Origin of the sequence: Maribacter sedimenticola (assembly GCF_900188415.1) — a bacterium.
Classification (GTDB): Bacteria; Bacteroidota; Bacteroidia; order Flavobacteriales; family Flavobacteriaceae; genus Maribacter; species Maribacter sedimenticola.
Genome location: NZ_FZNV01000004.1, coordinates 277597 through 296762, shown reverse-complemented (window position 1 = coordinate 296762; position 19166 = coordinate 277597). Strand labels below are relative to the sequence as shown.

The following is a 19166-nucleotide window of genomic DNA, read 5'->3' as shown; positions in this document are numbered from 1 at the left end:
CCCTTCATAGAGTAGGTATCATCATCACGTAGACCGACATTCACCATTGAGCCATCTCCGGAAAGATCTATACGTTGCATCATTTCTCCAGGTCCTAATTTAAAAAGGGTACCGTTCGAATTTTCCCATAACCATACATGATTGTCAATTCTGTAAAGGCCTGGTTCTTCTTCAGTCGCGTCATTAATAGTAAAAAGCTCATTACCTTTAATGCCATTCTTTAGAATCCAACCAGTCTCCGGTGTGTACAATTCTCCATTCTTGCCACCGTTGGTCGATGGAAGGTTACTACCGCTCCAAGAACCACCAACCGTAAACACAGAACCGTCGGAAAGCGTAACGTTGCCCTGATACCCTCTTGGTATATTCATATCGGCCGCCCTTGTCCAATTCTCCGTTATTGGATCGTAAATGGTCGTGCGTTCGCTACTGGTGCCTCCTGCGACCAGGATCCTGCCATCGGGCAGGTTGTTGATGCCGGGACAGAACATATCGTGATTGGTAGGGGTCTGGGTAAAGGGAAGTGCCTGACCGTGCAGACCTATAGTCGGGTCGAAAATCGCCGTATAGGTCATGCCGTCGCCTACCTCGGTATACGTATCGGGAAATTTAGATGCCCATGTGATCAGCCTGCCATCGGGAAGATTCGCGGCCGCAACTGGTACAATGCCCATATTAAGAACCGGGCTCCATTCTCCTTCAGTTGAGGGTGTTTGGGCAAATGTTAAACTTGTAACTAACGATGCAAAGATCGTCATGAAATAAGCTATAGAGGTAAACGTTTTCATTTTCAATAATTTGAATACAAAGATAACTTGAAAAGCTTTTTAATAGTAAAATATTACGTTGAAAATGGTTTATTAGTCGTTCTATAACATATGAAATATATGATATATTTATATAGGTTTTAAAATAGCCTTAAGACGTTTTTATGTATTTAGCCATTTAACTGCTATTCTAGCTAAATATTAAAAAAGGAATTTTTTGATTAACGATTTTTTACTTAGAGTTTTGCTAATTATAGGTTGATAAAATTTAAATATTAATTCTCTGATTGTATTATCTTTACCATTTGTAATAAAATTCATTGAATATTTTATTCATACCATATTAAATGAGAGTTTATAGTCCATTCTAAAATTAGTTAAACATTAATTGGACAATTTTTTGTAGTTAAACGAGTTTTTTTATGATTAAACGAATTAAACTCACTTTAGAAATAACAATCGAAAATGTATGGCTAATTTAGTCGTATCAATTTAAATTAAATAGAAATTTTGAGCGTAGAAATCATTCATAAAAATAAAGTTTGGCTTTCATCTCCACATATGGGTGGGTCAGAGCAATCTTTTGTAGCTGAGGCGTTTAGTCAAAATTGGATAGCTCCATTGGGACCTAATGTTGATGGTTTTGAGAATGATTTAGAATTGTTCTTAGGTAATAATTCTAAGGTAGCTCTTTTGAGCTCTGGCACGGCAGCCATTCATTTAGGTTTGAACTTGCTTGGTGTTAGTAAAGGAGATGATGTAATTTGTCAAAGTTTTACTTTTTCTGCTTCTGCAAATCCTATTTATTATGTTGGTGCTAACCCTATTTTTGTAGATAGTGAAAAGGATACTTGGAACCTTTGTCCTATTCTGTTAGAAAAATGTATCTTAGAAAGAATTCAATTAGGTAAAAAACCTAAAGCTATAATAGCAGTACATTTATATGGCATGCCTTATAAAGTGGATTTAATTACTGCAATTTCCGAAAAGTATGATATCCCGGTTTTAGAAGATAGTGCAGAAGCTTTGGGTAGTATGTTTAATGGAGTAAATTGTGGTACTTTTGGCGATATTTCTATTTTATCGTTTAACGGTAATAAAATCATTACGACTTCTGGAGGTGGTGCTTTAATTACTAAAAATTTAGATATAAAATATAGGGCTGTTCATTTAGCTACGCAAGCACGAGACTCTGCACCGCATTATCAGCACTCGCAAATAGGTTATAATTATAGAATGAGTAATGTTCTTGCGGGTATAGGTAGAGGACAGATGGAGGTACTGCCTCAACGTGTTAAAGGGAGAAGAAGAAATTATGAAATTTACGCTAAACATCTATCGAATATTGATTCGATTGAATTTTTAGATGAACCTAAAGGATATTTTTCAAATCGATGGTTGACATGTATTCTAACGAAATCATTTGAGCTTAGGGAAGAGATAAGAAATGCTTTAGATGCCGAGAATATTGAATCACGCCCTTTATGGAAGCCAATGCATATGCAACCAGTATTTAACGATGCAATTACATATGATAATGGTGTTTCAGAAGATTTATTTAATCGTGGTATTTGTTTGCCAAGTGGCACTAATTTACCCACAGAAGATTTACTTAGAACTGTGGAAATAATCAAAAAAACAGTAAAATGATTCAAGGTTATCTTAATAATAATTCGCAAAGATTTGTTTCTAAATGGTTTATTCTAACTATCGATGTAATAGTTTCTTCTATTGCATTTTTAATTTCCTATTGTATACGATTCAATCTGTCATTTAATTTTGATGTTTCGCAACTGAAATATCAAATACCATTGGTAGTTGTCATTTCTTTAGTTTCATTCTTTTTTACTGGATCCTATAAAGGAGTTATTCGGCATACGGGGATAAGAGATGTATATAATATATTTAATGCAGTTTGCCTTACCAGTATATTGGTGATATTGATTATATTATTAAATAAAGAGTTAAACTTAGTTGAGGACTTAACAATTCCTATTTCAATAATAATTATTTATAGCTTATTAAGTTTTATACAACTAGTTGCTGCTAGGTATGTTTTTAAATCGCTGTATAGTAATTTTACTAATCGTAATTTTAAAATTACTAAAAATATAATGATTTATGGTGCTGGTGATGCTGGTATATTGACGTATAATGCAATTACGAATCATACAAAAAGTAAGGTAAGGGTATTGGGGTATATTGATGACGATATTCAGAAAGCCGGTAAAAATATAAATGGCGTAAAGGTGTATAATAAAGCTTCATTGAATAAAGACTTTATCTCAAGAAATGGAGTGGATGAAATAATATTTTCTATTCAAAACATAGATCCTAAAAAATTAACCAATTTAGTAGAAAGTTTTGTTGATTTAGATGTTAAGGTGAAAATAGTTCCACCTGTTGAAGATTGGATAAATGGTGAATTAAAAGCATCTCAAATAAAACAGGTGCAAATTGAAGACCTCCTAGATAGAGCTCCTATATCAATTAAAAATAGTAAAATATCTTCCGAACTTTCTGATAAGGTAATTATGGTTACCGGGGGTGCAGGTTCTATTGGTAGTGAAATTGTGCGACAAATATGTTCATATTCTTACAAGTCTTTGATAATTATAGATCAAGCGGAATCTGCTTTGTATGATTTGCAGCAAGAATTGAAAAGAAACGGGTTTCATAATTTTATACCTATAGTAGGTGATGTACGTGATAAAAATAGATTAAATGGCATATTTGAAGAATATAAACCTAACCTAGTTTTTCATGCAGCTGCATATAAGCATGTTCCGTTAATGGAGTATAATTCTTACGAGGCAATAAAAGTTAATATTGCGGGGACTAAAACAGTTGCTGATCTGTCTCTTATTCATAAGGTTGAAAAATTTGTTTTTGTGTCTACGGATAAAGCAGTAAATCCTACGAACGTAATGGGTGCAAGTAAGCGAATTGCAGAGATGTATATTAGTTGTATGCAACAAGAAAATAAAACTAAATTTATTATAACGCGCTTTGGAAATGTATTAGGGTCTAATGGTTCTGTAATTCCATTATTTAGAAAACAAATTGAAACAGGAGGTCCACTAACTTTAACACATAAAGATATTACTAGGTATTTTATGACTATTCCAGAAGCTTCTCAACTAGTATTAGAAGCTGGAGCAATGGGTAAAGGTGGAGAAATTTTTATTTTTGATATGGGTGAGTCCGTTAAAATTTTTGATTTAGCGAAAAATATGATAAGATTGTCAGGTTTGCGCTACCCAGAAGATATAGATATAAAAATTACAGGTTTGAGGCCAGGTGAAAAATTATATGAAGAACTATTGGCTAGTGGTGAGAATACACTTCCAACTTACCATAGGAAAATTAAAATAAGTAAGGTGCGTGATTTAGATTATGCTTTTGTAAGGTCTAAAATTGATGAACTTTGTATTACGAACATGTTTTTTAATGGAAATACTGTGAAATTAATGAAATTTATAGTGCCAGAATATGTTTCAAAAAATTCAGATTTATGTGAGTTAGATAATAATTCGGAAGAAAAACTTGAACAAATTAAATTAAAAGTAGTAGAATCCTAATATACAAGTAGTTTAAATACTTTCAAATATGAGTAAATTAATTAATATTAATTTTTAGTTTTAATAGTTATCGGACTTATGATATTTTCTTCATGTGGTTCAAAAAAAGAAGTTGTTTATTTTCAAAATGCTTCTGATTATGAAACTATAGTTAGTGACAATTATCACAATAATAAATTTAAAATAGATGATGTTGTTGGGATTCATGTTTCTACGCTCGATCCAGAACCCAGTATACCATTTAATTTATATAGTGGTGCTGGTGAAGGTGGAATGAGACCGGAACAGATTGATTACATAATTGATAAAAATGGGGAAATTGATTTTCCTGTTGTAGGAAATATTAAAATTGTTGGATTATCACCTGAGGAAACTAAAGCTTTATTAATTGAAAAATTAGCTCCTTATTTAAAAGATCCAATTATAAATATTCGACTGAAGAATTTTTCTGTCACTGTATTAGGTGAAGTAAGTAGACCTGGTACATATTTCGTTAATGGAGAACAGATAACTGTGTTAGAGGCATTGGGATTAGCTAATGACTTAACCATTAAAGGGAAAAGAGATAATGTTTTGGTAATTAGAGATTTCAATGGTACAAAAGTTTATACTAGAATTGATTTGACTAAAAAGGAATCTTTAAATTCACCTGTCTATTATTTAACTCAAAATGATGTTGTTTATGTTGAGCCAAATAAATCAGCTATAACAGCTTCTGCCTTAGATAATAGGGCTTCAATATTAGTATCGATAGCTTCACTTCTGATTACTTCAACTGTTTTGATACTTACTAGATAAATTGATTTAAATATCTATAAATCGTCAAGACCCGTTAAAAAATAAATTTATAAATTAAATATGAATTCACAAGAATTTCTTAATTCTAATTTGGACTTAAATGATATAATTAAGTCTTATACGCGTCATTTTAAATGGTTTGTTATTTCGGTTATTATTGCTATAATAATCGCATTTCTTTATATACGATATGCAACACCCGAATATGCTGTTAAAGCGAAAATACATATTCTGGAAGATAAAAATTCTGGTTCTGAATTATCTGCATTTAGTGATTTAAGTCTTTTAGGTGGTGGTAAAAATAATGTTGAGGATGAAATTGAAATCTTTAATTCAAGGTCTAACTTTATTGAAGTAACAGAAAATTTAAAACTTAATTTAACAATTACGGTATTAGGTAATGTTAAGAATAGTGAAATTTATTCTAATAGACCAATTAATATAAGTTTTTTAGAGACTGATTCAATAATTAATACAAAAACATTAGATTTTTATATTGATTTAAATTCGGAAAGTACTTTTGGATTTAGTTTAGAATCAGATGGCCCAGTTAAAATGTTTTCATATGGAGAAAATGTTCCAACGGAAGTCGGTAATATTGTAATTACTCCTAATTTAAAATATCTTCGAAATTATAATGATCAAAAAATTCAAGTTAGTTTAAGACCTGTGGTCGCTGTTGCAGAAAACTATCAAAAGAAAGTTGTTGCAATGCCAGCTATGGAATTTTCGAATATTATAAATATATCTCTCAATACTGCAATTCAACAAAAAGGAATTGATATTTTAAATGAATTGATTAAGGTTTATAATCAAAATGCAATTAAAGATAAAAAATTAATTGCAGATAGAACATCTAATTTTATAGATGATCGTATTGCTGAAATTTCTTCAAATTTAAATTCCGTAGATCAATCTGCCGAAGAATTTAAAACAGAAAAAGGATTAACTGATATAGCTAGCGAATCTAATATAGCTTTGAATGTTGGGGCTGCAAACAGACAAGAGCTGGAAAATGCGAGAACTCAAATGAATATTGCGGCCGGTATGAACAGTTATTTATCGGAGGAGAATGGTTATGAAGTTCTTCCATCTAATGTTGGGTTATCCGATGGAACTATTGCTAATACTACCGCTAAGTATAATGAGCTTGTATTGGAAAGACAAAGATTGCTCAAAAGCGCAGATGAAAGAAACCCAATGATTGTTAATTTGGATCAACAATTAAATGGACTCAAATCAACAATTAAATCTAGTTTAACTGGAATTGAAAGAAATCTTAGTATGCAGGTTAATAGTCTTTCCGGTCAAATGGCAAGGATTAATTCAAAAATTTATTCAGCACCTAAAAATTCAAGAGCTTTAAGAGATATTACAAGAAAGCAAGAGACAACGGAATCTTTATATTTATATCTTTTGCAAAAAAGAGAAGAGTCACAAATAACGCTTGCCTCAAGTACTGCTAAATCTAAAGTTATAGATAATGCTCATTTGGTTCAATTAAATCCAATTAGCCCTAAAAAACCATTAATATATTTAGCCTCTATAATATTAGGTTTTTTAATTCCATTTTCTATCATATATGGTAGTCAAGTTTTAGATAATACAATTACAAGTAAAACTGAACTTGAAAAATTGATTAAGAGTGTTCCTGTATTAGCAGAATTACCAGCTTTAAGTAAAAGTGAAGATAAACTAGTTAAGAAGGATGACAGGTCGGTATTGAGCGAATCAATGAGAATATTACGGACTAATTTAGATTATATAATCAAATCTAAAAAAGGTTCTAAAAATAACGTGATATTTGTAAGTTCAAGTGTTCCAGGAGAAGGAAAAACTTTTGTGGCCTCTAATTTATCTATGATTTTATCTAGTACCGATAAGAAGGTCTTGCTTATAGGTGCAGATGTTAGAAATCCTAAATTATACACTTTTTTTACTGGAAAAAATGTAGATCAATTAGGGAAATCTAAACGAAATATAGATATAGGTCTTACGGAATATTTAATAGATGATTCTCTAGAGGTTAAGAGTATCATAAATTCTTTATTAGTTCATACTAATACGATTGATTTAATATATTCAGGTAAAATTCCACCTAACCCTTCTGAATTATTAATGAATGATAGATTTGGGAAATTAATTGAAGAAGTTTCTTTAGAATATGATTATGTGGTTGTTGATACTGCGCCTTTGATGGTTGTAACGGATACTCTATTACTTACTAAATTCTCAGATCATCTACTATATGTTGTAAGAGCAGGTGTAACTGAAAAGAAAGTATTGGAATTTCCGATGAAACTTAAAGAGGAGGGTAAAATTAATGGTTTAACGTTTGTCGTTAACGGCGTTAAAAATTCTGATTTAGGTTATGGAGGTAAGTACGGTTACGGCTATAGTAAAACAAGTCAAAAATGGTGGAAGTTCTAACTTTGTGCTAAAAATTCATCTTGGTTTTTTCTATAATCAATTTTAGATTATTTAATTGCGAATTGTTGATTGAAATATTCTTAATAGCATTAAGTTGACGCATATTATGAACATCGGAACCTAAGAAATCGAACATATCATTATCTAGTAATTTTAGAGCCGAATTTTTAGCATCCTTTCCATAATATTGAGTTAAAGAAAGAATATTGAGTTGAAATAGCATTCCCGCGCTTTTATAAGAGCGATATTTATTTAAATTGCCCTGAATGAAAATATAGCGTTCTGGATGTGCTAAAATAGGAAATAAACCTTTTTCGTTAATTTTATGAATTGCTTTATCAAAATTAATAGAAGCTTGTAGGTAGGACATCTCTATTAATAAGTAATTTTTCGCCAATGGCATCATTTTTTTATCGTCCATTAATTTTTCAAAACCTGAGTCTATCATGTGCTCTGCAGCAACATCAATATTAACATGATCGAGACCATTCATTTTTAGACCATTCTTTAAAAGTAATTGAGCTTTATTAATGGTAGTAGGGTTGTTTGGATAATAATTTTCCATAATATGTGGTGTGCAAATAAAATCCGTAACACCAAAGTCATTAAACCCTTTAATAAGCTTAATTGAATCTTCAACAGATTTGGCTCCATCATCTATACCCGGAAGAATATGATTATGAATGTCAATAAAACCTTCTAAATGGTCAATTAAAAAATGCTTTTTAGTAAAAAAACTGAACATATATTTTAATGGTTTTTATTTTCCGATACAAAAATTGGCAAAAATATTTCCTAGTAATTCATCATTAGTGACTTGACCTGTAATTTCGCCTAAATGGTACAGTGCTTCTTTTATATCAATAGCCATTAAATCACTTGAAATATTTTCTTTCATACTAAATTGTACCTTTTCTATTTCTTCCAACGCTTTTAAAAGAGAATTGTAATGACGTGTATTGGTGACAATGGTTTCATTATTACGTAATGCTCCTGTATTTACGAAATTTAAAAGCGAGTGTCTAAGTTCGTCCACGCCTATTCCTCTCTTTGCTGAAATAAAATGAACGTTTTCTAAATGTTGATTAATTTGTAATCTATCATCTTTAGATAACATATCTGCTTTGTTGATCAATAACAATAAAGGTTTTTGCGGATTTTTATTTTTTAATTTTTCAAAATCTAATACAGTGTTTCTTAACTTTTGGTTTCCCGATACTAGTTGAGGCCCATCTACCAATAATAGTATGACCTGTGCCTGCTCTATCTTCTCAAAAGTTCTTTTAATACCCATGCCCTCTACAATATCTTGGGTTTCACGGATACCTGCCGTATCTATAAACCTAAAGCCTATTCCGCCAATGGAAATTTCATCTTCAATGGTGTCCCTAGTAGTGCCTGCTATATCTGAAACCAAAGCCCGTTCTTCATTTAAAAAGGCGTTCAATAATGTGGATTTTCCCACATTAGGTTCACCTACTATGGCTACAGGTATTCCATTCTTTATAACATTACCAACTGCAAAAGAATCTATAAGGCCTTGCAATACTTTTTGAATACGTTTTAGTAATTCCTTAAACTGCGTGCGATCTGCAAATTCTACATCTTCTTCGGAAAAATCAAGCTCAAGTTCGATCAGCGAAGCAAAATTCAATAATTCCGAACGTAAAACTTTAATCTCATTGCTAAAACCTCCACGCATTTGTTGAACTGCAATTTGGTGACTGGCAGCATTATCGCTAGAGATTAAATCCGCTACGGCTTCCGCTTGGCTTAAGTCCATTTTTCCATTTAAAAATGCCCTAAGAGTAAATTCACCAGGGGTAGCCGTTCTACATCCATTTCTTAAGAATAACTGAATAATCTGTTGTTGAATATATGATGAACCGTGACATGAAATTTCTATTACATCTTCACCCGTATAAGAGTGTGGATTTTTAAAAATGGAAACTAATACTTGATCTAAAGTATTGGCGCCTTCCTTGATATATCCTAAATGTATAGTGTGACTTTTTTGGTTGCTAAGTTTTTTGCCGGAAACAGATTCAAAATGTTCAGAAGCAATAGCAATAGCCTCTGGGCCTGAAATTCTAATAACTGCAATGGCCCCCGCACCTGAAGGGGTCGCTAGTGCTATTATGGTATCGTTCTGAATCATCTGGCAAAAATAATCATTTATTAATGGTTAAGGCATTCCCAAATTCATGATATAACGCTTTAGGTAATTAATTATATAGTAATTTTACAGATTAAAAATTGGTTAAAACATGAAAAAATTTATTGTACTTGCGTTATTAATTATGATTTGTGGTGCTGCTAAGGCCCAATCCGAATCTCAAAATTCTACCGATACACTTACAACCGAGCAGGAATTGGAATTGGTAAAGAAAAAGGTGGAAAAAGCGGAAGCTAAAGCAAAAAAACAGGAAAAAGTAGCCGCTGAGGAAAAAAAAGTTGAGAAGCTTAAGAAACAGATTAATGCAAAAGAGAAGTCCATTGCTAAAGAAGAAAGGCAAATTGAAAAATTAAAGGGACAATTAGAAAAGGGAACTATAAAAGGTTCGTTATCACCTATAGAAATTCAGAAAATTGAAGATAAAGTAGCAAATAAGCAAATTAAGCTTATGAAGGAAAACGAGAAATTAAAAAAATTGAAAAGAAAATTATAAAAGTAATGAATGTAACAATTACGTAAGTTATGCGTCATATTTATAGTATTCATCATAAAATCAATCAAAAATGGAACTTGTAAATAATAGTATAGTTTTACGTGAAGACCGCAATCTTTTGGTGGTTACACATTTATCTCAATATTTATATTTTGTAACCGGTTTTGGCGGACTTATCGTGCCTTTGGTTATTTGGTTAACATCAAAGGATTCTGTTATAGGAATGGATGAGCATGGCAAATCGATAATAAATTTTCAACTTTCGCTAATCCTTTATTTAATAATTGGCATACCGGGTATCTTGTTTTTTGGACTTGGTATTTTGGTTCTGATCTTTTCAGGTATATTATCTTTAATTATACCTGCCGTTAACGCCATAAAGGCTAGTAATGGCCAGTCACCAAGTTACTTTGGAACCTTTAGGTTCATTTCATAATAATTAAGACACATTAAAAAAAGGGACCATAAGAAATTATGGTCCCTTTTTAATTGATATAGGTTGGTTTATTAACTGTTAAGCATTACTGGCATTACCAACATGGTAACATATTCCCCTTCATCCAAACCATCCGTTGGAGTTAAAATTCCCGCGCGGTTAGGTAAACTCATTTCCAACGAAACATCATCAGAATTTAAATTGTTCAACATTTCTGTTAAAAACCTGGAGTTAAAGCCTATTTGCATATCATCACCTTGGTAGGAACAAGTTAATCGTTCTTCTGCTTTATTTGAGTAATCGATATCTTCTGCAGAAATATTTAATTCTGCCCCGGCAATCTTTAAGCGAATTTGATGTGTCGTTTTGTTTGAAAAAATAGATACCCTTTTAACGGAACTTAAGAACTGATTTCTGGCAATTGTAAGTTTGTTTGGATTTTCCTTTGGTATAACCGCTTCATAATTAGGATATTTTCCATCAATTAACCTACAGATCAATTCCGTTTCCTCAAAGCTGAATTTAGCATTGCTCTCGTTATATTCGATCAATACATCAGATTCACTACCTGCCAAAATCCCTTTTAATAAGGTTAATGGTTTTTTAGGCATGATAAACTCCGCTACCTGTGATGCGGTAACATCTGTACGTTGGTACTTTACCAATTTATGGGCATCTGTGGCGACAAAAGTTAGGTTCTCTGGCGAAAACTGAAAAAATACACCACTCATTACAGGTCGCAAATCATCATTACCTGCAGCAAAAATGGTTTTGTTGATTGCAGTTGCAAGAATATCACCAAGTAAGGTCGTGGAGCTAGGACTTGTCAATTCCACTGCTTTTGGAAATTCTGCACCGTCTGCATATGCCAAAGCATATTTACCATGATTGGAGCTTATTTCTACCGTATTGTTATCTTCAACCACAAACGTTAACGGTTGCTCTGGAAAAGTTTTTAAAGTTTCTAAAAGTAACCTTGCAGGTACAGCAATAGTGCCTTCATTATCTGAGTCAACCTTAATTACGGAACTCATAGTGGTTTCTAGATCTGAAGCCGAAACGGTCAATTTATCCTTTTGTAAGTCAAAAAGAAAATTATCTAGAATTGGCAGCGTATTACTGTTATTAATAACACCTCCTAAAATTTGAAGCTGTTTTAGCAAATAAGTACTTGAAACTATAAATTTCATTATTTATTTTTTATGGGTAAAAATTTAAATCTATTCTAAAAATAGTTGAAACTCCTTATTATTGGTAGTTTTCAATACCAACAAAGATATTTTAATTGGTCTTTTTAAGGAAACAAACTTATTAACAGTTTTAACGGTCTATTGCCTTGGTGTAAGTATCGGTATTGCTGCATCAAGCTAAATTAATTTATCATTTAAAAAATAGTTATTAACTATTGCTTTCTACACAATGATATAGAAAAGGTATTAACAGAATTCCATTAAACTTCATTATTCAAAATCTACCATTATAGTGTCCCTATAATCAAGCCCCAGAAGGGTAGAGGCACCACCAACAGTAGTTAAGTTACTTTTAAAGATAGCCAATTCTATGTAGTCAGATGAATTAAATATGGCCAAAAGGTCGCCAGCCCCTTTACGCTGGTTTTTTTCCTGGTCGTAATCTATGAAATCTCCATAAGCTTTATGGATTTTGTCTATCTTATGGTTTCTGACCAATAATTTAAATTCACGTCCATTACGGTAAGCTTCGAACAAGTTTTTACGAATGTTGGTAATTACGTTTCCATAATTATCTATATAGATTACACTACCTATAATTTTTTTGCCGTCCTCTACTATTCTAGGCGCAAACTCCCTTAGTTTATGGAGTCCGTCAAAAGGCTTACCTACAATTTCCAATGTTCCTCCCCTTGCAATATGGCACGCTACTTGTATAAAAACATTGAGTACAGGGAAAGAATAGGCTATTGAATCCGGTAAATTGATCTCTACTACTTTTTCTGGAGTCATTTCCTCAGTAATAAGACCTATTACACCAGTATTGGCACTAATAAAGTAATGGCCATTGATCAATGCCACTACATGTTTGTTATCTGGGGTCTCCTCAGAATCTACACCTACAATGTGGATGGTGCCCTTAGGAAAACTTTTATATGAATTGGATAGGATATATGCACATTCATGTATATTGAATGGCATAATGTCATGGGAAATATCAACAATTTTAGCATCGGGCAGTTCACTATATATAGAGCCTTTTAGTACTGCTACAAAGTGATCTTTAAGTCCAAAATCCGTAGTTAGGGTGATTATTGCCATACAGCAATGTTGATATGTTTTTAATTAGTCAAACTTAAAATTTGCTTAAATTTGAATTACAAAACTAAACAAAAAAACAGCGATTGGAAATTAAACTTCGCTATCTATAATACTTACTAAAAAAGACTGTTTGAACGAAATTATCCTAGAATTGACAGAAGTTAGTCCAAGAGAGTTTTTTGGACAACAAAACGAGCATATTGACTTATTGAAAAAATACTTTCCCAAGCTAAAGATCGTTGCCCGTGGCAATAAGATCAAAGCCTATGGAGATGAAGAACTTCTTGAGGAGTTTGAGATGCGATTTGATCTCCTTATTCAGTATTTCTTGAAATATAATAAGTTGGACGAAAACAGTATAGAACGGGTATTGACCAGTTCTGAAGATGATGACAAATCTTCTGCCAAAAGCGGTGAAACACTGTTGCATGGGGTAAGCGGTAGACTGATCAAGGCACAAACGGCAAACCAGCGAAGATTGGTAGATGCAGCAAGAAAAAACGATATGGTCTTTGTTGTGGGTCCTGCCGGAACCGGTAAAACCTATACCAGTGTTGCACTTGCAGTAAAGGCTTTAAAGGAAAAGCAGGTCAGGAAAATTATATTGACAAGACCCGCTGTGGAAGCCGGTGAGAATTTAGGGTTTTTGCCAGGGGATTTAAAGGAAAAGCTTGATCCCTATATGCAACCCCTTTATGATGCATTACGTGATATGATCCCTGCCGAAAAATTAGCACATTATATAGAAACCGGTGTCATACAGATAGCCCCAATGGCATTTATGAGAGGTAGAACTTTGGATAATGCCTTTGTAATCCTAGATGAGGCACAGAATACCACTCATGCCCAAATGAAAATGTTTCTAACAAGAATGGGTAAGAATGCGCGTTTTTTGATTACCGGAGATCCCGGTCAAATAGATTTGCCTCGTAGAACAATTTCCGGTCTAAAGGAAGCCTTACTTATTTTACAGAATGTAGAGGGTATAGATGTTATTTATTTGGATGATAAGGATGTTATACGCCATAAATTGGTCAAAAAAGTAATTGCCGCCTATAAAACTATTGAACACCACAATTAAAGCTACATGTTGAACAATACTATTTACGATACCGATTTTAATTTCCCCGGTCAAAAAAATGTATATAAGGGTAAAGTAAGAACAGTTTATACGTTGGAGAACGATATTCTTTTAATGGTTGCCACCGATAGATTATCTGCCTTTGACGTTATTATGCCCAAAGGCATTCCATATAAAGGTCAAATTTTAAATCAAATTGCTACCAAAATGATGGCTTTAACGGAAGATATTGTACCCAATTGGTTGACCGCCACACCTGATCCAAACGTAGCCATGGGGGTTGCCTGTGAGCCTTTTAAGGTTGAAATGGTGATAAGGGGTTATATGTCAGGACATGCTGCCCGGGAATACAAGGCCGGTAAAAGATTGCTTTGCGGTGTGCCATTACCAGAGGGGTTAAAGGAGAACGATCGGTTTCCATCACCCATAATAACTCCCGCTACCAAGGCAGAAATGGGAGACCATGACGAGGATATATCCAAAGAGGATATTATTGCTAAAGGCATTGTTTCTGCAGAAGACTATGCTATCTTGGAAAAATACACTTATGCACTGTTTGAACGAGGTACCCAGATAGCAGATGAAAGAGGCTTGATTTTGGTCGACACAAAATATGAATTTGGAAAGACTCGTGAGGGTAAAATAGTTTTGATCGATGAAATTCATACACCGGATTCTTCCAGATATTTTTATAAAGAAGGATATCAGGAACGCCAGGACAACAATGAATCACAAAAACAATTGTCCAAAGAGTTTGTAAGGCAATGGCTAATAGCCAACGGATTTCAAGGTCTAGATGGGCAAACGGTACCACACATGACAGATGAGTATATAGCCTCGGTATCAGACCGATATATAGAGCTTTATGAACATATTATAGGTCAACCTTTTGTAAAGGCCGATACGAGCAATATTCATGACCGTATAAATAGAAATGTGTTAGCTTATTTGGAAAGCATTTAAACTAATGCAATAGTTTTTTCACGGAAAATTTTCTTTTTTCCTTTAAGCGGCTGATAATCTTTAAAAAAGCCACTGCGGTTATATAGGCATCACCCAGGGCGGTATGTCTATCTTTTTTTGAAATGGAAAATTTTTCGGCAAGTTCATCTAACGTATAATTGGTTTTGGGCTGTATTAAATACGTTTTTATAAGCGTTCTTTTGTATAGGACACCTGTATCCAAAACTTTATTTTTAAGGTTGGGCAGCCCGTTACGGTTAAGGGCCATATTGAGCATACCCATATCAAAACCTGCATGATGAGCCACAATTACAGCATTGCCAATATAGTCCAGAAATTGCTCCATAGCGTTAATTTCGCTTATGCAGTTACGCTGACCATTTTTTAATAAACCATGTACGGGTACACTATCCTTATTGAACTTTTCTTGCTCCAAGAAAATATCCAGAACTTCTTGAACGGCAATGGTTTCATGTTTAATCTTAACGGCACCTATAGAAAGAATACGATCTTCATCGAAACTAAAACCGGTTGTTTCAGTATCTAAGACCACAAATGTAATTTCATTTAAATCTGCAGCTATTTTCTCTTTGAACCTATTTTCATAATTGGTCCAAAAAGCTGGTAAATGTTTGGATTTTTTGGAGAACAATGCCATTAGCCCAATATATTTGCTACCTTAAAGCGTAAGGTTATCAATTCTTGAATTTCCTTAATGGCTTTAAATGTTCGTTTTAGTTTCATTTTTTCCTGCTTGGTCAATTCTTCCAGTTCAATAAACCTTCCCGAGTCATGATGTAATAAACCTTGGCGCGTTCTAAACTTAAGTAGGGCTTTTGTAGCATAGGAGCATGCCATATATAGTTCTTGATTATTGGGTTCCAACTCCGCCAATTTTTCATAGCGCTCCCATGTATTGCTAATTCCTTTTATGGAATGTGATAATATAAGCACTCTAGCAGCATCTATTAATGGTCTTAAAGCCCTACTTTTTAAATCAAAAAAGTCTTTATGCTGACCGTCCTGTTCCACGACAAACTGTCTGAAAAAGCCTGTGGGAGACGGACTTTGTAATGCTCCGTTGGCAATATGGACTAAGAATATCGGATATTTTTCAACCGTTCTAAAAATATGTTCGGACATTTGGTCCAACAAATCGCGTTCACCATATGCCAAACTATAATCAAAGAAAATAGAGGACATTAAAACTTCATTGGGGCCGGGATTACTGATCCAGTAAGATAGCCTATTGTTCCATTCCTGTAAACTTAAGCACCATTTTGGGTTAGATGCCATCATATCTGCAGGGCAATATTCATAGCCAATGGTGTTCAGCCCCTTAGTAACGCGTTTTGCCAACTCTAAAAAGTAAGCTGTTGTTTTAGGTAGTTCGGCTTCTGGTACATTTTCAAAAACCAGGGCATTGTCCTGGTCTGTATGTAATAACTGTTCACTTCTTCCCTGGCTTCCTAGTGCCAGCCATGCAAATTTAACCGGTGGCTTTTCATTCATCTTTGCCAAAGAGAGTTCAACAACTTGCTTAATACAGGTGTCATTAAGCTCAGAAATTATCTTGGCAATTAGTCCCAATGGAATATTTTGTTCCAAATAACCGCTTAGCAGGATCATAACACTTTTTCTAAGTTGTTTGATCTGTTTTACTTTTTGGGTTCTTTTAATTGCCTTTACCAAAACTGCAGGGTTGTCCCCAAGAGAGACCATAACATCATGTTTGGACATTATACCCAACGCTTTGGAATTGACCGTACCATCTTCCGTAATGACCAAATGACTTATGTTACTTTTCATCATGGCCATTTGTGCTTGTGTAATGGTAAGTTTTTTAGGATAGGTAATTACCGGTGATGTCATGATGGTTCTTACGGTTGCGGTAATAGGATGTTTGCCCGAAATAACTTTACTGCGCAAATCCTTGTCCGTGATAATACCTACCGGTAATTCATTGCTCACCACTAGAATTGAACCTATATGTTTTTTGGTCATTAATTCTGCAGCTTTCTGTATTGTAGTCCTAGGAGAGCAGGAAATTAGCTTTTTTGAATAATTTGCTAGTTGTAAATCTGGTATATTGACATCTTTGTTTTTGTCAGAATCTACATCAAAACCATAAAGTTGGCCCTTTTGGTTTTTGGAATACGGATTACGGGTGTTGGAAGCAAAACTTTCCATTAAAAATACTGATACCTCCTCGTTTTGTTTTGCAATTGGCCTAAATACCTCTATGGGTATACCATATAGGATACATTCTTCATGGGCCTTTGCTTCTAATTTGTAATTTTCATTGGCAATCAACGGGCGGAGTCCAAAAATATCGCCTTCGTCACAAAAATCTATAATAGTATTGGTTGTGGTGTTCGTTAGCGTTACCGCCCCTTTGTGTACAAGATAGAAATGCGCGTGTGGGTTTTCGTCCACGGAAAATACTATACTATTCTTTTCCTTATAAATGATGAGTACTTGTTCTGCTAAAAGGTAAAGTGATTTTACATCCAATACATTAAATGGTGGATAGTTTTTAATAAAATCTGCTACTCTTTCAGAAATAAGGTTTTTCATATTTTAAGTTTAATTGTAGCCAATAGGGTATTTAGCAATCACTTAAATAGACGCCAACGGCCAAACCACCTTCAGATGTTTCCTTGTATTTGGTACTCATATCCTTTGCTGTTTCCCACATGGTCTGTACCACTTTGTCCAGTGGAACTTTTGCAGCAGATGGGTCAGAACCTAAAGCTAGTTCAGCGGCATTGATGGCTTTAATGGCCCCCATGGAATTTCGTTCTATACATGGAATTTGGACCAAGCCGCCAATGGGGTCGCAGGTAAGTCCTAAATGATGTTCCATAGCAATTTCAGCGGCCATTAGCACTTGTTCCGGCGTACCGCCCAAGAGTTCCGTAAGAGCACCTGCGGCCATTGCGGATGAAACGCCAATTTCTGCTTGGCAGCCACCCATTGCCGCAGATATTGTAGCACCTTTCTTAAAAATACTACCAATTTCTCCGGCCACTAGTAGAAATTGTTTAATATGCTCAAAATTGCCGGCATGGTTTTCTATGACCATATAGTACATAAGTACAGCGGGAATGACACCGGCGCTGCCATTGGTAGGGGCGGTAACTACACGTCCTAATGATGCGTTCACCTCATTGACACTCAATGCAAAGCAACTTACCCACTTTAAAATTTGCCTGAACTTTACTTCGGTTAGCCTTAAGGTTTGCATCCATTCTTCGGGATTGGAATAGGGGAGGTCGCTTTTTAAATTTTGGTGCATTTCAAACGCCCTGCGTTTCACGTTCAACCCACCTGGTAAAGTACCTTCCGTATGGCATCCGGTGTACATACATTCCAACATCGTACCCCATATTCTTTGTAATTCAAAATCAATTTGTTGTGCGGTACGTAATGACAATTCATTTTGTAAGACCAGTTCGGAAATTTTTAATCCATTTGTTTTACAAGCCTCCAAAAGGTCGGTTCCCTTCTCTATAGGATAAGGAAATTTATTGAACATGTCTATTTTGCGTTTTGCGTTTTTTCGTTCTTCGCTTACCACAAAACCACCTCCTATGCTGTAGTACGTCTTTGAAATTGTTCTACCGGTTTTTAATTTCGCCTGAAACTTTACGCCGTTGGCATGATAGGGTAGAAATTTTTTATTGAATATAATGTTTTTTTTAGGGTCAAATGTAATGTCATAAACACCGTTTAATCGTAAAACATGATCTTGATTTATTGTTTTGATTAATGGGTCTATATTTTCTATTGGAATTCGTTCCGGGTCCATGCCCAATAATCCTAACATTACGGCATAGTCCGTGGCATGCCCTTTTCCAGTCAACGAAAGCGAACCATATAGATGTACTATAACTTCATCTACCAGTTCCAGGTTGTTTCTAGAGTCAAGCCTGGCCAACCATCTCTCTGCGGCACGCCATGGCCCCAAGGTGTGTGAACTTGAGGGCCCAACACCTATTTTAAGCATATCAAAAATACTTATACTCTCTCTTTCCAATTTCTATTGTTTTGTGCTGCTAAGTTACAATGTTTAGAAATGCAATAATATGCTTTGATTGGCATAATTCATCAAGCATTTGATGTTGTTAATGACATCATGTCAGTTTTT

General features: G+C 34.2%; 16 protein-coding genes. 8 read left to right on the top strand and 8 right to left on the bottom strand.

What is annotated here, in order from left to right; all coding sequences use genetic code 11:
• On the bottom strand, nucleotides 1-788 hold a 788-nt coding region (locus tag CHB68_RS13790; protein ID WP_218822508.1), incomplete at its 3' end, for a Kelch repeat-containing protein.
• Between the two features lie 540 nt (nucleotides 789-1328).
• Here CHB68_RS13790 and CHB68_RS13785 point away from each other — a divergent pair.
• The 4 genes from CHB68_RS13785 (at nucleotide 1329) to CHB68_RS13770 (ending at nucleotide 7576) form a co-directional block, all read left to right on the top strand.
• Entirely contained in the window at nucleotides 1329-2417 is a 1089-nt protein-coding gene (locus CHB68_RS13785; protein ID WP_089261613.1) for a DegT/DnrJ/EryC1/StrS family aminotransferase, read from the top strand.
• Nucleotides 2414-4348: a polysaccharide biosynthesis protein gene (locus CHB68_RS13780; RefSeq protein WP_089261611.1), complete on the top strand. Its 1935-nt coding sequence runs from the start codon at nucleotides 2414-2416 to the stop codon at nucleotides 4346-4348. Before CHB68_RS13785 ends, CHB68_RS13780 begins: the two co-directional genes overlap by 4 nt.
• Nucleotides 4349-4426: 78 nt before the next feature.
• Nucleotides 4427-5146: a polysaccharide biosynthesis/export family protein gene (locus CHB68_RS13775; RefSeq protein WP_089261609.1), complete on the top strand. Its 720-nt coding sequence runs from the start codon at nucleotides 4427-4429 to the stop codon at nucleotides 5144-5146.
• A 60-nt stretch (nucleotides 5147-5206) separates the two neighbouring features.
• The gene (locus tag CHB68_RS13770; RefSeq protein ID WP_089261607.1) at nucleotides 5207-7576 is read left to right on the top strand and encodes a GumC family protein; all 2370 of its coding nucleotides are present in this window, start codon (nucleotides 5207-5209) and stop codon (nucleotides 7574-7576) included.
• A 7-nt stretch (nucleotides 7577-7583) separates the two neighbouring features.
• Here CHB68_RS13770 and CHB68_RS13765 read toward each other — a convergent pair whose 3' ends face one another.
• Together CHB68_RS13765 and mnmE are read right to left on the bottom strand one after the other, a co-directional pair.
• Nucleotides 7584-8321, bottom strand: coding sequence for a tyrosine-protein phosphatase (locus CHB68_RS13765; RefSeq protein WP_089261605.1), 738 nt, complete (start codon nucleotides 8319-8321; stop codon nucleotides 7584-7586).
• A gap of 15 nt (nucleotides 8322-8336) precedes the next feature.
• A complete protein-coding gene (gene mnmE, locus CHB68_RS13760; RefSeq protein WP_089261603.1) occupies nucleotides 8337-9734 on the bottom strand; it encodes a tRNA uridine-5-carboxymethylaminomethyl(34) synthesis GTPase MnmE in 1398 nt (465 codons plus the stop codon).
• Nucleotides 9735-9843: 109 nt separating this feature from the next.
• Here mnmE and CHB68_RS18605 point away from each other — a divergent pair, with 109 nt between their 5' ends.
• Together CHB68_RS18605 and CHB68_RS13750 are read left to right on the top strand one after the other, a co-directional pair.
• The gene (locus CHB68_RS18605) at nucleotides 9844-10245 is read left to right on the top strand and encodes a hypothetical protein (RefSeq protein WP_089261601.1); all 402 of its coding nucleotides are present in this window, start codon (nucleotides 9844-9846) and stop codon (nucleotides 10243-10245) included.
• 70 nt (nucleotides 10246-10315) lie between these two features.
• Nucleotides 10316-10681, top strand: a complete 366-nt coding sequence (locus tag CHB68_RS13750; protein WP_089261599.1) for a DUF4870 domain-containing protein — start codon at nucleotides 10316-10318, stop codon at nucleotides 10679-10681.
• 71 nt (nucleotides 10682-10752) lie between these two features.
• Here CHB68_RS13750 and dnaN read toward each other — a convergent pair whose 3' ends face one another.
• A complete protein-coding gene (gene dnaN, locus CHB68_RS13745) occupies nucleotides 10753-11871 on the bottom strand; it encodes a DNA polymerase III subunit beta (protein ID WP_089261597.1) in 1119 nt (372 codons plus the stop codon).
• A gap of 270 nt (nucleotides 11872-12141) precedes the next feature.
• Nucleotides 12142-12972, bottom strand: coding sequence for an SAM hydrolase/SAM-dependent halogenase family protein (locus CHB68_RS13740; protein ID WP_089261595.1), 831 nt, complete (start codon nucleotides 12970-12972; stop codon nucleotides 12142-12144).
• A gap of 130 nt (nucleotides 12973-13102) precedes the next feature.
• Between CHB68_RS13740 and CHB68_RS13735 the strand changes: the two genes are divergently transcribed.
• Both CHB68_RS13735 and CHB68_RS13730 read left to right on the top strand, forming a co-directional pair.
• Entirely contained in the window at nucleotides 13103-14053 is a 951-nt protein-coding gene (locus CHB68_RS13735; RefSeq protein WP_089261593.1) for a PhoH family protein, read from the top strand.
• 6 nt (nucleotides 14054-14059) lie between these two features.
• The gene (locus CHB68_RS13730) at nucleotides 14060-15016 is read left to right on the top strand and encodes a phosphoribosylaminoimidazolesuccinocarboxamide synthase (RefSeq protein ID WP_089261591.1); all 957 of its coding nucleotides are present in this window, start codon (nucleotides 14060-14062) and stop codon (nucleotides 15014-15016) included.
• Nucleotide 15017: 1 nt separating this feature from the next.
• Here CHB68_RS13730 and CHB68_RS13725 read toward each other — a convergent pair whose 3' ends face one another.
• The 3 genes from CHB68_RS13725 to CHB68_RS13715 are packed head-to-tail and all read right to left on the bottom strand — an operon-like array spanning nucleotide 15018 to nucleotide 19025.
• Nucleotides 15018-15674 carry a 3'-5' exonuclease gene (locus CHB68_RS13725; protein WP_089261589.1) on the bottom strand — a complete coding sequence of 219 codons (657 nt, stop codon included), beginning with the start codon at nucleotides 15672-15674 and terminating at the stop codon, nucleotides 15018-15020.
• On the bottom strand, nucleotides 15674-17593 hold the full coding sequence (locus CHB68_RS13720; protein ID WP_089261587.1) for a DUF294 nucleotidyltransferase-like domain-containing protein: 1920 nt from the start codon (nucleotides 17591-17593) through the stop codon (nucleotides 15674-15676). The genes CHB68_RS13725 and CHB68_RS13720 overlap by 1 nt, the downstream gene beginning before the upstream one ends.
• A gap of 31 nt (nucleotides 17594-17624) precedes the next feature.
• The gene (locus CHB68_RS13715; RefSeq protein ID WP_089261585.1) at nucleotides 17625-19025 is read right to left on the bottom strand and encodes an L-serine ammonia-lyase; all 1401 of its coding nucleotides are present in this window, start codon (nucleotides 19023-19025) and stop codon (nucleotides 17625-17627) included.
• Nucleotides 19026-19166 lie beyond the last annotated feature (141 nt).

Coding starts and splice junctions, on each gene's coding strand:
- CHB68_RS13785 (WP_089261613.1), top strand. CDS start 1,329: ATGGGTGGGTCAGAGCAATCTTTTGTAGCTGAGGCGTTTAGTCAAAAT.
- CHB68_RS13780 (WP_089261611.1), top strand. CDS start 2,414: ATGATTCAAGGTTATCTTAATAATAATTCGCAAAGATTTGTTTCTAAA.
- CHB68_RS13775 (WP_089261609.1), top strand. CDS start 4,427: ATGATATTTTCTTCATGTGGTTCAAAAAAAGAAGTTGTTTATTTTCAA.
- CHB68_RS13770 (WP_089261607.1), top strand. CDS start 5,207: ATGAATTCACAAGAATTTCTTAATTCTAATTTGGACTTAAATGATATA.
- CHB68_RS13765 (WP_089261605.1), bottom strand. CDS start 8,321: ATGTTCAGTTTTTTTACTAAAAAGCATTTTTTAATTGACCATTTAGAA.
- mnmE (WP_089261603.1), bottom strand. CDS start 9,734: ATGATTCAGAACGATACCATAATAGCACTAGCGACCCCTTCAGGTGCG.
- CHB68_RS18605 (WP_089261601.1), top strand. CDS start 9,844: ATGAAAAAATTTATTGTACTTGCGTTATTAATTATGATTTGTGGTGCT.
- CHB68_RS13750 (WP_089261599.1), top strand. CDS start 10,316: ATGGAACTTGTAAATAATAGTATAGTTTTACGTGAAGACCGCAATCTT.
- dnaN (WP_089261597.1), bottom strand. CDS start 11,871: ATGAAATTTATAGTTTCAAGTACTTATTTGCTAAAACAGCTTCAAATT.
- CHB68_RS13740 (WP_089261595.1), bottom strand. CDS start 12,972: ATGGCAATAATCACCCTAACTACGGATTTTGGACTTAAAGATCACTTT.
- CHB68_RS13730 (WP_089261591.1), top strand. CDS start 14,060: ATGTTGAACAATACTATTTACGATACCGATTTTAATTTCCCCGGTCAA.
- CHB68_RS13725 (WP_089261589.1), bottom strand. CDS start 15,674: ATGGCATTGTTCTCCAAAAAATCCAAACATTTACCAGCTTTTTGGACC.
- CHB68_RS13720 (WP_089261587.1), bottom strand. CDS start 17,593: ATGAAAAACCTTATTTCTGAAAGAGTAGCAGATTTTATTAAAAACTAT.
- CHB68_RS13715 (WP_089261585.1), bottom strand. CDS start 19,025: ATGCTTAAAATAGGTGTTGGGCCCTCAAGTTCACACACCTTGGGGCCA.